The organism is Pseudomonas fluorescens (assembly GCF_002022275.1).
GTDB classification, from domain to species: domain Bacteria; phylum Pseudomonadota; class Gammaproteobacteria; order Pseudomonadales; family Pseudomonadaceae; genus Aquipseudomonas; species Aquipseudomonas fluorescens_AJ.
On record NZ_MSDF01000013.1, the window covers coordinates 218,686 to 232,116 of the forward strand.

A 13,431-nucleotide genomic window follows, 5' to 3' on the forward strand; every position below is an offset into this window, starting at 1 on the left:
CACAAAAACCGGCAGCACAGGAGATTCCATGTGGGAGCTGGCTTGCCTGCGATAGCGGTGGATCAGGCAGCTGAAATGTTTGCCCAAACACCGTCATCGCAGGCAAGCCAGCTCCCACAGTTTGATCTCAAGTGTCTGGGACTACGGATTACATAAATGGAGTTGAGTGTATGAGCCAATGGCTCGATAGCATTACCGGCTGGCTGACCCTGAACCCTGAATGGCTGGCGGTGGCGGTCTTTATCGTCGCATGCGTGGAATGCCTGGCGATTGCCGGGTTAATCGTGCCCGGCACGGTATTGCTGTTTGCAATCGCCGCGCTGGCGGGCAGTGGCGCGTTGTCCCTGAGTGAAACCCTGCTGTTGGGCTTTCTCGGCGGGTTACTGGGTGACGGGGTTTCCTACTTCCTCGGCCGACATTTCCACCAGAACATCCGGCGCTTGCCAGGTTTGCGCCACCACCCCGAATGGATGAACGGCGCAGAAACCTACTTCCACAAGTACGGTATCGCCAGCCTGCTCGTAGGACGTTTCATCGGCCCATTGCGGCCCATGCTGCCGATGGTGGCCGGGATGTGCGACATGCCCTTCCCGCGCTTCGCGGCCGTCAGCATCGTGGCGGCGGCGGGTTGGTCGGTGGCGTATTTGCTGCCGGGCTGGGCCACCGGCGCCGCCTTCCGCCTGCCCTTGCCGGAAGGTTTCTGGCCGGAAGCGGCCATTGTCGCGGCCTGTTTAGCGGTGCTGCTGGGCTTGAGTTTGAACAGCAGCCTGCGCGGCCATCGTCGCGCCACCTTGTGGATTGGCTGCGCCAGCTTGACGCTGCTGATCGCGCTGTTTATCGGTTATCACTCCCTGAATAACTTCGACACAGGCCTGAGCGCACTGGTGCAAGAGCACCGCAGCCCGTGGCTGGATGAAGTGATGGTGCGGATCACCCAGTTGGGTGAGTTCAAGAAGATGTTCTTCGCCAGCGCTGTGTTTACTGGCTTGCTGTTACTGGCGCGACAATGGCGGCATGCCGTGTTTGTCGGCGCCACGCTGGCCGGCGCTGCGGTGATCAACACCGGAACAAAGCTGTTTTTCGCCCGTGGCCGCCCGGAAATTCTTACAGACCCGCTCACCAGTTTCAGCATGCCCAGCGGCCACGCGTCCGGCGCCTTTGCGTTTTTCCTGGCGCTCGCGGTGCTGGCGGGACGCGGCCAACCCACTCGGTTACGCCTGACCTGGATGCTGATGGGCTGCATCCCCGCCGCGTTTATCGCGCTGTCACGGGTTTACCTGGGCGCCCATTGGCCCACCGACATCCTCGCGGGCACATTGCTGGCGATGACGGTGTGCGCGTTCAGCCTGACCTTCATCCAGTATCGGAGCCCGCTGCCGGCCATGTCGCAGAAAACCTGGTGGCTGTTGCTACCGGCGCTGGTCGCGGTGTTGAGCTTTATCGCGCTCACCGGCACGCCACACGCCCTGCTGCGCTACGCCTACTGAGTGAAGAGTTCGCCCTGCAACTCATCAAGCAACATCTGGATCGCGTCCAACCGTTGCTGCGGGTCATCGAGTTGCAGCAGGTCGATTTTGTCGGCCTCGGTGAACGGCAGCAGGTAGGCCAACTGATTGCCCAGGGCTTGCTGGCCATCGGCGTGGGTGCCCATGTCCAGTGAGGCAACCATCGGGTGTTCGGCCAGGGCGTGAAGCAAAGCCAGCAAGTCGGCATCCTCTTCTTCCAGCGCCTGGTCCGGCAGTTCCTCCAGCCATTGCACCTCGGCCACCAGCAACTGGTCTTTTTGCACCCCGGCGTCGCGTACGCGAAAGCGCCGCCCGCCTTCGACACGAATCCCGAGCAGGCCGTTGTCTTGCTGCTTGAAGTCGCGAATCAGCGCTTCACAGCCGACCAGCGCATAGCCGTCCGGGGCCATGCCCACTTCCCTGCCGTCGAGGATGCACACCACACCAAAGCTTTCGCCCTTTTTCATGCAGCGGCTGATCATGTCCAGGTAGCGCGCCTCGAACAGTTGCAAATCGAGGGTGCAGCCTGGGAACAGCACGGTATTGAGCGGGAACAGCGCCAGACTCATATAAGGTTTCCTTCAAACCCGGGTTTAAACAATCACCGACACGGCCAGCGGCAGAAACACCGCCGTGGCCACGCCCATCAAACTCATGGCCAGCGCCGCAAAGGCGCCGCACTCTTCACTTTCCTGCAGCGCCACCGACGTGCCGACCGCATGGGCGGTCATGCCCAGCGCCATGCCGCGCGCTTCGGGGCTGTGCACGCCCAGGCGTGACAAGTACGTCGGGCCGATCATCGCGCCGATCACCCCGGTGATCAGCACAAACACCGCCGCCAAGGCCGCCACGCCACCGATCTGTTCAGCCACGAGCATGGCAATCGGCGAGGTCACCGACTTGGGCGCCATGGTCATCAGCATCCGGTGTTCGGCGCCGAACCACCAGCCCAGCAACACACACAGGCCTGTGGCCAATACGCCACCTATCACCAGCGTAGTAAAAATCGGCCAGAACAATTGGCGAATCCGCCGCAGGTTCAAATACAAAGGCACCGCCAGGGCTACCGTCGCCGGGCCGAGAAGGATGCCCATGATCTCGGTGCTCTTGCGGTACTCGGCGTAGGTGAGGCCACACGTGAGCAGCACGCCGATCACCAACAGCATCGACACCAGCACCGGCTGCAGGAAGACCCAGCGGGTTTTCTCGAAGGCGGCCAGCACCAACTGATAGGCACCCAGCGTGATGCCGATGCCGAATAAGGGATGATGAACCACGGCCGTCCACGCGCCCTGCCAGTCGACGGTCATTGATCCCTTTCCTTGCGCTTGACCATCTGCTGCATCAGCACGCCGACAAAGCCCATGGCTATCACCAGCGACAACACCAGCGCACCGACGATGGCCCAGAAGTCCGCGGCGATGTCCTTCGCGTACACCATCACCCCCACCGCCGGCGGCACCAGCAGTAACGGCAAGTAACGCAATAAACTGCTGGCGGCCAGGCTCAGGGGCTCGCCGACTTCGCCGCGCCAGATCAGAAACCCCAGCATCAGCAGCAAGCCGATGATCGGCCCCGGCAGCACCGGCAACAGCAAGTGGTTGATCGCGGTGCCGATCAATTGAAACAGCACCAGCCATGTCAGGCCTCGTAACAGCATCCGTTTTCTCCCCCCTCAACGCTCGCCCGCATTATAAGCACGCCCGCCCTATGCTCCGGCATTCGCCAAAAGCATGGTGGCTTGACCGTGCCTGTCGCCCATGATGATCTACCATGGATTTCGCACACCTATAAAAACGATGAATTAAGGAGAGTCGCAATGCCCTATGTACCTGTAGCGCAGCTCAAAGATTATGTCGGCAAGGAACTGGGACGTTCCGAATGGCTCACCATCGACCAGGCGCGTATCAACCTGTTCGCAGAAGCCACCGGCGATCATCAGTTCATCCACGTCGACCCGGTCAAGGCCGCGCAAACGCCGTTTGGCAGCACGATTGCCCACGGTTTCCTGTCGCTGTCGCTGATGCCCAAGCTGATGGAAGATATCCTGATCATGCCCGAAGGCTTGAAGATGGCGGTCAACTACGGCCTGGACAGCGTGCGTTTTATCCAGCCGGTAAAAGTCAATTCCAAGGTGCGTCTGAACGTCACCCTTACCGACGTGACCGAGAAAAAACCTGGCCAATGGCTATTTAAGGCCACCGCCACCCTGGAAATCGAAGGTCAGGAAAAACCCGCTTACATCGCCGAGTCGTTGTCACTCTGCTTCGTGTAAGGCCGTGCCTGTGGTAAGGCGACAAACCTTGCCACAGTGTATGTAAATTTATGTATGAATCTCGCAGCTGCGGCATACTCGGCGCTCAATTATCCGGATCCCGCTATGCGCCCACTCGCTCCCCTTGCCCTTGCCCTGTTGCTCACCGCTTGCGGAGACGGCGAATCGCTGTTGCCGCCCGATGCGCGCCTGCCCGATGGCGGCCGCTACCGGGGCGATGTGGTCAATGGCTTGCTGCAAGGCCACGGCCGTGTGGACTACCCCAACGGCAGTTGGTACGCCGGCCAGTTCGACAAAGGCCAGTGGCACGGCCAGGGCGAATGGCATGGCAGCAATAGCGAGGTCTATAAAGGCCAGTTCCAGCAAGGCCTGTTCGACGGCCAGGGCAGCCTGACCACCGCGGGCAGCAGCTATGTCGGCGGTTTCAAGAATGGTCGACGCAACGGCGAAGGCACCCTCAAAGAGGGGCAAATGACCTATCGCGGCGAATTCAAGGACGACCAGTATTCCGGCCTCGGCCGCCTGGAATTGGCCGACGGCAGTCAATATCAAGGCCAGTTCGCCCACGGCAAGCCGAATGGCGAAGGCCAGCGCAACGACGACAGCGGCAACCAGTTCAGCGGCCACTTTGTGGATGGCCAGCTGGAAGGCAACGGCACCTTTAACAGTGCTGACGGCGACATCTATGTCGGCCAATTCAAGCAGAACCAGCTCAATGGCAAAGGCCGCTACGAAAACGCCGATGGCGACGTGTGGATCGGCCAGTTCAAGGAAGGCGCCCTGAGCGGCAAGGGCGAGTTGATCGGCATCGACGGCAGCCACTATGTGGGCCAGTTCAGCGACTGGCGTTTTACCGGCGACGGTCGCCTGAACCTCACCGACGGCAGCTTCTATATAGGCGGCTTCGACAGCGACAGCTATCAAGGTAAAGGCACCCTGGTACTCACCGACGGCTCCGTGCAGGCTGGCACCTGGGTCAACGGCATGCGTGTGCGTGACGCCGATGGCAAATTGCTGCCCGACCCGCTGGAAACCGGCATTCTGGCCCAAGGCCGCTTGCTCGATGCGGCCCTCGCCGCCGTGCCTGCATCCACGCCAGCCGTCGAGCTGTACACCCTGGTGCTGGCGGGTGATGGCAAGCAAAGCGTGTTCCTGCGCGAAGCCGATTACGTCAGCAACATGCTCGCCACCCGCTTCGGCGCGCGCGGGCAGATCCGCCTGGTCAACCACCGCGACCATATCGCCGACCGCCCGCTCGCTACCCGTGAAAGCCTGCGCCGCGCCGTGCAAACCCTGGCCGAGCGCACTGGCCCGGAAGACCTGGTGTTTATCTACATGACCAGCCACGGCACCCACGAACACGAACTGGTGCTCGACCAGCCGCGCATGGAACTGGCCGACTTGCCCGCCGATGAGCTGGCGAACGTACTCGCCCCGCTGAAAAACCGCGACAAGATCATTGTGATTTCCGCCTGCTATTCCGGCGGGTTTATTCCAGCCCTCAAAGATGACCGCACCCTGATCATGACGGCCTCCCGCGCCGACCGCGTGTCGTTTGGCTGTTCCGAGGAAGCGGACTTCACCTACTTCGGCGATGCCCTTTTCGCACAAGCTTTCAACCAGACCGACGATTTACAGCAGGCCTTCAAACTGGCACAAGTCCATGTGGCCGAGCGCGAACAGGCGGACAACTTCGAAGCCTCCGAACCGCAGATCTGGGCCCCCAAGGGTGTAATCGCTCATTGGCAATTATTACGTAAACAGCAGGCACGAAAGGCGCTCGAAAGCGTCTCTATGAATAGCAAGGAAGCCAAAGGCAACTAAGCTGTAACGTGTAACAAGGGGGAAACACCATGTACCTGACACCTCAGCATATTCTGCTTGCCGGCGCCTCTGGCCTGACCGGCGAACACCTGCTCGACCGCCTGCTCAACGAACCCACCGTAACCCGCGTACTGGCGCCCAGCCGCAAGCCGCTGGCCGAACACCCTCATCTGGAAAACCCGGTGGGCGACCCGGCGGTGTTCCTGCCGCAATTGAGCGGCCAGGTCGATATCGCCTTCTGCTGCCTGGGCACCACCATCAAGCAGGCCGGTTCTGAAGCTGCGTTTCGCGCCGTCGACCTGGACCTGGTGGTGGCCTTCGCCAAGCGTGCACGGGAAATGGGCGCGCGCCACCTGATCGTGATCAGCGCGATCGGCGCCGACGCGAAATCCTCGATCTTTTACAACCGTGTCAAAGGCGAGATGGAACAGGCGCTCAAGGCCCAGGACTGGCCGCAACTGACCATCGTGCGACCTTCGTTGCTGCTGGGGGAACGCCTGGAAACACGCCTGGCCGAGAAAATCGCCGGGCCGTTGTCGCGCCTGATTCCGGGCAAATACCACGGCATTGAAGTCTGCGAACTGGCCCGCGCGATGTGGCGCCTGGCGCTGGAAGAACAGGATGGGGTGCGGGTGGTGGAGTCGGATGAGCTGCGCAAGCTCGGCAAATAAATTTACAGCGCCTGTACTGACCTCATCGCAGGCAAGCCAGCTCCCACCTTTGGAATGCATTTCCTTTGTAGGGGCTCGCCCGCCTGCAATGGCGCCAGTGCAGGCACCATCAAGCTAAAGACCGCCGGTTGCGTTAAACCCAACCCCCAACACCGTCAACACCGACAGCGGCAACAGCAGCGTGTCGAGCAGCGCACTGGCCGGCAAATCGACATGGGGATAACTCGGGGCCTCAGCGCCGAACCTGTCCTTGGCGCAACAACCGCCGTTAATCGCATACAAATCCAGGCGCGTACCGGCATACACCACCGGCGCGCCGGGTTGTGCCGCGTCCAATGTGCGCGCCGTGGCGCAACCCCCCAGTTGCAACGCCAACACCACCAGTAGCGCCCTATTCATCGCTGCTCAAATGGTGCTCGCCCCAGCGCGGCAACATGTCTTGAGGGATATTCAGCAGATTGAGAATCCGCGCCACCACAAAATCCACCAGGTCATCGATGGTCTGCGGCTGATGATAAAAGCCGGGCGACGCAGGCAGGATGGTCACGCCCATGTTCGACAGCTTAAGCATGTGTTCCAGGTGAATACTCGAATACGGCGCCTCGCGCGGCACCAGAATAAGCTGGCGGCGCTCCTTCAAGGTCACATCGGCGGCACGCTCGATCAGGTTGTTGCAGGCACCTGTGGCAATCGCCGACAAGGTGCCGGTGGAGCATGGCACCACCACCATCGCCGCCGGTGCGCCGGAGCCGGAGGCCACAGGCGACATCCAATCCTCTTTGCCATATACCTTGATCTGCCCCGCCGCCGCACCGGTGTATTCGGTGAGGAAGGCTTGCATCATCTGCACCTTGGGCGGCAACGCAACATCCGTCTCGGTGGCCATTACCAATTGCGCGGCCTTGGAAATCAAAAAGTGCACCTCGCGGTCTTCACGCACCAGGCAGTCCAGCAGGCGCAAGCCATACGGCGCACCCGATGCGCCGGTCATCGCCAGGGTGACGCGTTCCGGGCCGCTCATTTCAACGCCTCGGCCAGTTTGCCGTGCAGGCCACCAAAGCCGCCGTTACTCATGACCACCACGTGAGTGCCAGGCTTGGCGTGGTGTTTGACGAGTTGAATGATGCCCTCGATGGAGTCGCACACCGTTGACGGCACGGTACACAGCGCCGCAATCGCCGGCAGGTCCCAGCCGAGGTTGGCGGGCGCGTACCACACCACCTGGTCGGCATCATTGACGCTTTCCGGCAAGCCATCACGGTGCGCGCCGAGCTTCATGGAGTTGGAACGCGGCTCGACAATCGCAATGATCGGCGCATCGCCAACCCGCTTGCGCAGGCCATCCAAAGTGGTAGCGATGGCCGTCGGGTGGTGGGCAAAGTCGTCGTAGATGGTAATCCCGTTCACGTCGGCGACTTTTTCCATCCGGCGCTTCACACTTTTGAACGCACTTAATGCCGCAATGCCCATGGAGGGCACCACCCCAACATGCCGCGCCGCTGCCAGGGTCACCAAGGCGTTGGCGACGTTGTGCTGGCCGGTCATGTCCCACTCGACAATGCCTTGGGCTTCACCTTCAAACAGCACTTCAAACCGGGAGCCGTCTTCGCTCAGCAGCTTGACCTGCCACTGCCCGCCCTCGCCGGTGGTTTGCACCGGAGTCCAGCAGCCCATGTCGATCACACGCTGCAAGGCCGGCTCGGTGGTCGGGTGAATCACCAGGCCTTCGCTCGGAATGGTACGCACCAAGTGGTGGAACTGGCGTTCGATGGCTGGCAGATCGGGGAAGATATCCGCGTGATCGTACTCAAGGTTATTCAGAATCGCCGTGCGCGGACGGTAGTGAACGAACTTGGAGCGCTTGTCGAAAAAGGCGCTGTCGTATTCATCCGCCTCAATCACGAAGAATGGCGTATCGCCCAAACGCGCCGACACCGAGAAATTCTGCGGCACGCCGCCAATCAGGAAGCCCGGGCTCATGCCCGCATGCTCCAGCACCCAGGCGAGCATGCTGCTGGTGGTGGTCTTGCCGTGAGTGCCAGCGACGGCCAGTACCCAGCGGCCTTGCAGCACATGGTCCGCCAGCCACTGCGGGCCGGACACATAAGGCAAACCTTTATTGAGTACGTATTCCACCGCCGGGTTGCCACGGGACATGGCATTGCCGATCACCACCAGGTCCGGGACGGGGTCGAATTGCGCCGGGTCGTAGCCTTGGGTCAACTCAATGCCCTGGGCTTGCAGTTGCGTGCTCATGGGCGGGTAAACGTTGGCGTCGGAGCCGGTAACGTGATGGCCCAGTTCTTTGGCCAGAACCGCCATCGAGCCCATGAAAGTACCGCAAATACCGAGAATATGAATGTGCATGGTTGACCTCGTAAAACATCGAGGCAGGTTAGCGCAGGGAGGGGGAAATCGCACTCTTTATGCGGCCAGCGGCCGAGCGACATGCACCGGTGCATGCCGTTCGGCCACAGGTTGTGTCAGGCAGTGATTGAGGCCTTTTCCTCTTGCTCGCTTTGTTTGATCGCCGCGAAGATTCGTAACTTTTCGTAAGACTCAGTCATTCGCTCCAGTTTCTTTTCCATCAGTTCAAGGCGCCCTTTCGCCTCCCCGGGAATGGTTTCGCCAGGCTTATAGGGTTTGAACACAATCCCGTTCTGCCGAGTGGCTTTTTTCAGGTGCTGTTCCGAGAGGTGCAGCAGCTTTTCCAGATTGCTCAAACGCCCGGACTCATCTTTTGGCCAGCTTTCACTCTTGGTGAACACACTGCTGGTATCGCCCAACACAAACATCACGGCAGAGGCCATACCGAGCAGCTTGCTTTCAACCTCCCCCAGGCGCGTGCTGATCGAGCCCTCCGACGTTGCCACGGATTCCGTTTGAGGCTTGGATGTCTGGGCGGCAGCGCCCGGCAGAAACGGCGGTGGCAGCACCCCCGGCGCGTAGTGCGCCTTGATAGTTTCACCCGTAGCCACAGACCCGGCATAGGCCGCCACATTGATCGGCGCACTTACCAAACCGGTAATCCCGGCACTGATAAACGCATCACGGGCCACACGGCTGGCATTGGGCCCCGTCGCGATCACCCCGGCTTTGACCAGGCTTTCAGCATCGATAAGCCGCTTGGTGGCTTCAGCAACGCTGATCGGCGAATGCTTGCGCAAGTTGGCCATCATCGCTTCGTCATTCACTTTGACCTTATTGGCATGAATAACGGTTTGCCCAACGTCCTTGAACTTGCTGCCCGGAGGCGTCAATGACGAGCCAGGTTTGAATGAAGGACCGGGTTTGGGCTTTGGAGCAGAAGGAATAACGGCGGGAGGTTTGCTTGAAAACCAGGAAGACGACCCCCTGCCCTTGCCGAAGAGGCCCCTTTTGTTGCGCACCAGAGACTGTTGCGCAGGATCCGCGTTGTGCGACTCGGCAGGTAAAGGCGGCTCGAAATGTGCAGGCTGTTGAGGAATGAAAGGTACTGTTGAAGGTGTAATGATCATAGTGTTCACCCGCGTGATTGTTTTTATTTGAAAACACCGTAAGCAGTTGCCCTATTTGAGTGAGCAACCGCTTACGAGTGGTTCCGCCGGAACAATCCACTGCGCGCTGTATGACACGTTCACACTCATAATAGGCGAGCGTTTCAACCGACTGCTTGAACTGCCTCTTGCCTACAGTGGTGATTGAACATGCGTCCTGATGATGGCCAACCTTTAGGCCACCTAGGCAACGTTACTTTGCTTTCCTCCCTCGCTATTCGGCAGATAAACACGCTGATTTAGCGATGCCTGACCCAAGCGGGTTTCTTGATAGCCCTTTATGACGTCAATGTTATCATTCACCGTTTTTATGGCAGACCCCGTATCCAGGCGAAGGTCTCTCAACTCCTTCACGGTAACGGGCGTGAAGTTCTTCAACTCAGGACCATAGTGAGTCATGGTCTTGGTATCGAGGGCATACCACTTGCCATTTTGTTGTGTGGCCACTGCAGGAAGGCTCGTGCCATTTTCGCCTAATGCCCGGTAGGTGCCATCGGCGATCGTCTGCTTGTAGCCGTTATGGGGGATATTCCAACTGCCGCTGCGGCCAGACATATGGCGCAGGCTGTCAAAATCGAGTGACGGCAATTTTAAGGAGGGCAACGCTTTAATGGCGGTTTTGCTCAATTTGAATAAACCAGTCCCCGCATCATAAATACTCCCAAAGGGGTTGGCACCCTTGAGGCCGGCCTTTGCAAAACCCTTGAGAAAACTCATGGTTGCGCGTATTCCAGTAGCGCCGGTTTTGGCAGCCTGATAGCCCCCTTTAAAGGCGGGCACCACTAATCCGATGAAGTCAAACAACCCATAGATGACCGCATCATGTTTATTACCTTCTTTGATACTTTTAATAAAGTCATGGAAGGGGAGAAAACTCAGCAGCGTTTTATTAAAAAACTTGCGTTTAGCCTCTACCTTTTCTCGCTCGGTCGTTCCATAAGCGGATTCTTTCAACTTACCCACAGCACCGTCGTACACAGCACTGATCGCATCAGCCAAACTAGCGGATCTGGTTGGCGGAACCACTGCCTGCGACGCGGGTAATGCAGCCACTGATTTCGTGAGTTTATTATCATCATTCAGTTCGTAAGTTTTATCCCCTACTGTCAGGCCATAACGCGTCCTTCGCAACCCTTCCCCTCCCTCACGCGTACGGACAAGAGCGTCCAGGCTCCAGCCCTCAGGAACGCCAGGAAGCGGTTCGCCTGGCCTGATGATCTTGCCCAGCGTGGGTGAGTAGATATAGGTCTGCACCTTTCCATCCAGCACGGTGTCGATAAAAACCGCGCCGTCTCCAAATAGCTTGAAGAGAGGATGATCCTCGTTACCGTCGGGAAAAGGCGTAAGAGCAGAAGCGCTCAAGTGATGAAAATCGACCCCACCACGCTCAAACCGCTCTCGATCCTCAGCCGGCAACAGTGACAACTGATATTGGAAGTTCTCACCCGCCGCCTTGCCCAAGGTACTGGAATATTGATCAAACTGCTTATTGAACAGCGTCTCTATATTGGACAACTTATCGAATTGGTCACTAAGGGCGCTCATATAAAGTTTGTCGCTCTTGGAGTCCCAATGGTACGAGCGCAACTCTCCCGACATGTAAATATCCACCAGAGAATATCGGCTTTTATTGCGCGTTGGTTGGCCGGACGGCTTGAAAATCTCCTGCTCAAAAAGATCCGCATTTTCTTCGCCGTATACCCGTTTTAATTCAGCCATTGCTAGATCACGGCGAGTCGGTATCGATGCGGACAAGGCTTGCGTGGAGCTCATCAGGCCTTCAGCCTGCTTTTGCATGGCGTTCGATGCGCGCTGAATGGCCTCTGGGCTGTAGTGACCCTCACGGCTTTCTTCAATGACGCCATTGGTTATACCCCACTCCACTACTGATTGAATGGAGCCAATCTGCGACGCGTGCAACTCGACCTCCGTGACAGGTGCCAGAGCGTTACGCTGCATGATTTGCTCATAGCTCTGCCCGGCCGATGAGCCAGTGGTATTTAGTTCGCGCCGTGATACCGCTGCGCTAAAAGAGGCCCATTGCAGAGAGCCATATACCATGGGCTGGGGCAGGTCCTTGACCAGAAACTCCGGAGCCGCCATGGCCAGCAATTGATAGGCCACAGCTTTCGCCATCTCTGGGCCGACTCGACTCTTAAGGTGCGCTTCAAAACGTTTGACAATCTCGGCGGGCGGCCGCCCCTTGTTGTCTGGCTGATGCAGGTTGTACCCGGCAAGATTATTGCGCTCCAGCCTCCCTGCAGGGTCCGCCTCCAACACGAGTGCCGCCAGCAATGCTTCCTGAGCACTGGTCGCTGTGGGCAAGGCGCCCATCGCCTCCTGCAGCTGCTTACCCAGTGCCCGGCTTTGAGGGGTGTCGATCAACGCGTTGAGAAACGCCTCTGGATTTGTGTCGACCAGCGGCCTCAGCGCCTCTGGAACCGCACGTTTCAGATACTCGAAAAGATTCGCAACCTGACCCTTTGCGTCTGGCGAGACCTGCATTTGACCAGCCTTCCAGGTGCTGACTGTTTCGATTATTTTTTTCTGAGAGTCCTCGCTCAGTGGCACGCTTTTACTCAGCAGCCCACCATAGTCGCCTGCAGTGGGCGCCGTTAACGGCGGAGCGAACAATACGCGCTCCAAATTGGCCAATGCTTGCGGTGTGGTTGGAACTTGCAAACCATAAGCCGTCAGCAGCTGCTTGAGGCTCATCGTGAAGGGTTGCGGCTGATCTTTGAGCCAATAGGCGGAGTGTGGTGCGATCTCTACGACGATGGATTCCATGTCCGGCTTGGTGCCAGGGGTCTCAGTCTGCTTTTTCAACGCGGCGAGTAGGTTATGCCGCGTTTCGGATTCGCCCGTTTTGCTTAAAATATCGGCAGGCACGTGATGGTCCGACGATGCTTTTGAATCCGGACCGTAAAGAAACTGCCCAACAATGCTTGAATCAACCGTGCGCTGCCCGGACACGTCGGTTTCGATCTGGGTAGGCAAGTGCAAAACATCGTAAGGGGTGAAACGTTTTGCGAGTGTCATCAAGCGATCAAACAGGTCGCGAGCGCCGGGAATATCGTTGAGTTGGGCTGACTGCGCGGTTAGCCGTGCGTGCCCGCCAAAATAGAGGATGCCTTTATTGGGATCGATGTGAGTGATGCTGCTCCCCTCTCCCGAAACAGATTGCTCCAACTGCGTGAACGCCGATGAGGTAAAAACCGTCTGCAACGCTTCAATCCAGCGCCCCAGCGTAGACTCTGCCGGAACCGGCAGGCGTGCGCCTGGTGAAGGCTGCTTCAAATAAGTTTGCTTCAATCGTGCATCAGCCGACGAAACACTCTCGCTCCTCGCGGGCGGAGCACTGTTCACGTTATCGTTCGTTTGAGGAGCAGCATTTTTTGCCGAGCCAAAGCCCGCCACGTTTATAGTATTCAGAGTCATATTTTATCTCTATCACGGTTTCGATGAACGGCCCGCCATCGCACGAAGTGCACAGCGCAAAAAGCGGGAAACGTTATATAGAGCCGATTAAATTTAATGCTCAGTTAACAAACACGAGCACCAAACTCCACGACCATTTCTCGAACACCCCAAACTGGCGAGCTAAATCAATTCCCTTATAA

The 13,431-nt window shown here is 58.5% G+C and carries 12 protein-coding genes; 4 read left to right on the forward strand and 8 right to left on the reverse strand.

Annotated features, from left to right (window positions below):
- Positions 1–170: 170 nt before the first annotated feature.
- Positions 171–1,487: a bifunctional DedA family/phosphatase PAP2 family protein gene (locus tag BFW87_RS07495; protein WP_078739283.1), complete on the forward strand. Its 1,317-nt coding sequence runs from the start codon at positions 171–173 to the stop codon at positions 1,485–1,487.
- Here the strand turns inward: BFW87_RS07495 and BFW87_RS07500 are convergent.
- Genes BFW87_RS07500 through BFW87_RS07510 form a run of 3 tightly spaced genes read right to left on the reverse strand, consistent with a single transcriptional unit; the run spans position 1,481 to position 3,165 of the window.
- Complete coding sequence (locus tag BFW87_RS07500; protein WP_078739284.1) at positions 1,481–2,074, reverse strand: LON peptidase substrate-binding domain-containing protein; 594 nt, start codon at positions 2,072–2,074, stop codon at positions 1,481–1,483. The genes BFW87_RS07495 and BFW87_RS07500 overlap by 7 nt on opposite strands.
- Before the next feature lie 24 nt (positions 2,075–2,098).
- Complete coding sequence (locus BFW87_RS07505; RefSeq protein ID WP_078739285.1) at positions 2,099–2,815, reverse strand: LrgB family protein; 717 nt, start codon at positions 2,813–2,815, stop codon at positions 2,099–2,101.
- Positions 2,812–3,165, reverse strand: coding sequence for a CidA/LrgA family protein (locus tag BFW87_RS07510; protein WP_078739286.1), 354 nt, complete (start codon positions 3,163–3,165; stop codon positions 2,812–2,814). The genes BFW87_RS07505 and BFW87_RS07510 overlap by 4 nt, the downstream gene beginning before the upstream one ends.
- Positions 3,166–3,324: 159 nt before the next feature.
- Between BFW87_RS07510 and BFW87_RS07515 the strand changes: the two genes are divergently transcribed.
- The 3 genes from BFW87_RS07515 (at position 3,325) to BFW87_RS07525 (ending at position 6,275) form a co-directional block, all read left to right on the forward strand.
- Entirely contained in the window at positions 3,325–3,780 is a 456-nt protein-coding gene (locus tag BFW87_RS07515) for a MaoC family dehydratase (protein ID WP_003194496.1), read from the forward strand.
- 105 nt (positions 3,781–3,885) lie between these two features.
- Complete coding sequence (locus BFW87_RS07520) at positions 3,886–5,604, forward strand: C13 family peptidase (RefSeq protein ID WP_078739287.1); 1,719 nt, start codon at positions 3,886–3,888, stop codon at positions 5,602–5,604.
- Between the two features lie 29 nt (positions 5,605–5,633).
- The gene (locus BFW87_RS07525; RefSeq protein ID WP_078739288.1) at positions 5,634–6,275 is read left to right on the forward strand and encodes an oxidoreductase; all 642 of its coding nucleotides are present in this window, start codon (positions 5,634–5,636) and stop codon (positions 6,273–6,275) included.
- A gap of 114 nt (positions 6,276–6,389) precedes the next feature.
- Here BFW87_RS07525 and BFW87_RS07530 read toward each other — a convergent pair whose 3' ends face one another.
- The 5 genes from BFW87_RS07530 to BFW87_RS07550 form a co-directional block, all read right to left on the reverse strand.
- Positions 6,390–6,674, reverse strand: a complete 285-nt coding sequence (locus BFW87_RS07530) for a YceK/YidQ family lipoprotein (protein WP_078739289.1) — start codon at positions 6,672–6,674, stop codon at positions 6,390–6,392.
- The gene (ubiX, locus tag BFW87_RS07535; RefSeq protein WP_017735613.1) at positions 6,667–7,296 is read right to left on the reverse strand and encodes a flavin prenyltransferase UbiX; all 630 of its coding nucleotides are present in this window, start codon (positions 7,294–7,296) and stop codon (positions 6,667–6,669) included. The genes BFW87_RS07530 and ubiX overlap by 8 nt, the downstream gene beginning before the upstream one ends.
- Positions 7,293–8,642: a UDP-N-acetylmuramate:L-alanyl-gamma-D-glutamyl-meso-diaminopimelate ligase gene (gene mpl, locus BFW87_RS07540; RefSeq protein WP_078739290.1), complete on the reverse strand. Its 1,350-nt coding sequence runs from the start codon at positions 8,640–8,642 to the stop codon at positions 7,293–7,295. The genes ubiX and mpl overlap by 4 nt, the downstream gene beginning before the upstream one ends.
- A 116-nt stretch (positions 8,643–8,758) precedes the next feature.
- Positions 8,759–9,772, reverse strand: coding sequence for a hypothetical protein (locus BFW87_RS07545; RefSeq protein ID WP_254865858.1), 1,014 nt, complete (start codon positions 9,770–9,772; stop codon positions 8,759–8,761).
- A 222-nt stretch (positions 9,773–9,994) separates the two neighbouring features.
- Complete coding sequence (locus BFW87_RS07550; protein ID WP_078739292.1) at positions 9,995–13,249, reverse strand: hypothetical protein; 3,255 nt, start codon at positions 13,247–13,249, stop codon at positions 9,995–9,997.
- Positions 13,250–13,431: the final 182 nt, after the last annotated feature.

Excerpts from the sequence above, each read along its gene's own strand:
- BFW87_RS07495 (WP_078739283.1), top strand. The coding sequence starts at position 171 with ATGAGCCAATGGCTCGATAGCATTACCGGCTGGCTGACCCTGAACCCT.
- BFW87_RS07500 (WP_078739284.1), bottom strand. The coding sequence starts at position 2,074 with ATGAGTCTGGCGCTGTTCCCGCTCAATACCGTGCTGTTCCCAGGCTGC.
- BFW87_RS07505 (WP_078739285.1), bottom strand. The coding sequence starts at position 2,815 with ATGACCGTCGACTGGCAGGGCGCGTGGACGGCCGTGGTTCATCATCCC.
- BFW87_RS07510 (WP_078739286.1), bottom strand. The coding sequence starts at position 3,165 with ATGCTGTTACGAGGCCTGACATGGCTGGTGCTGTTTCAATTGATCGGC.
- BFW87_RS07515 (WP_003194496.1), top strand. The coding sequence starts at position 3,325 with ATGCCCTATGTACCTGTAGCGCAGCTCAAAGATTATGTCGGCAAGGAA.
- BFW87_RS07520 (WP_078739287.1), top strand. The coding sequence starts at position 3,886 with ATGCGCCCACTCGCTCCCCTTGCCCTTGCCCTGTTGCTCACCGCTTGC.
- BFW87_RS07525 (WP_078739288.1), top strand. The coding sequence starts at position 5,634 with ATGTACCTGACACCTCAGCATATTCTGCTTGCCGGCGCCTCTGGCCTG.
- BFW87_RS07530 (WP_078739289.1), bottom strand. The coding sequence starts at position 6,674 with ATGAATAGGGCGCTACTGGTGGTGTTGGCGTTGCAACTGGGGGGTTGC.
- ubiX (WP_017735613.1), bottom strand. The coding sequence starts at position 7,296 with ATGAGCGGCCCGGAACGCGTCACCCTGGCGATGACCGGCGCATCGGGT.
- mpl (WP_078739290.1), bottom strand. The coding sequence starts at position 8,642 with ATGCACATTCATATTCTCGGTATTTGCGGTACTTTCATGGGCTCGATG.
- BFW87_RS07545 (WP_254865858.1), bottom strand. The coding sequence starts at position 9,772 with ATGATCATTACACCTTCAACAGTACCTTTCATTCCTCAACAGCCTGCA.
- BFW87_RS07550 (WP_078739292.1), bottom strand. The coding sequence starts at position 13,249 with ATGACTCTGAATACTATAAACGTGGCGGGCTTTGGCTCGGCAAAAAAT.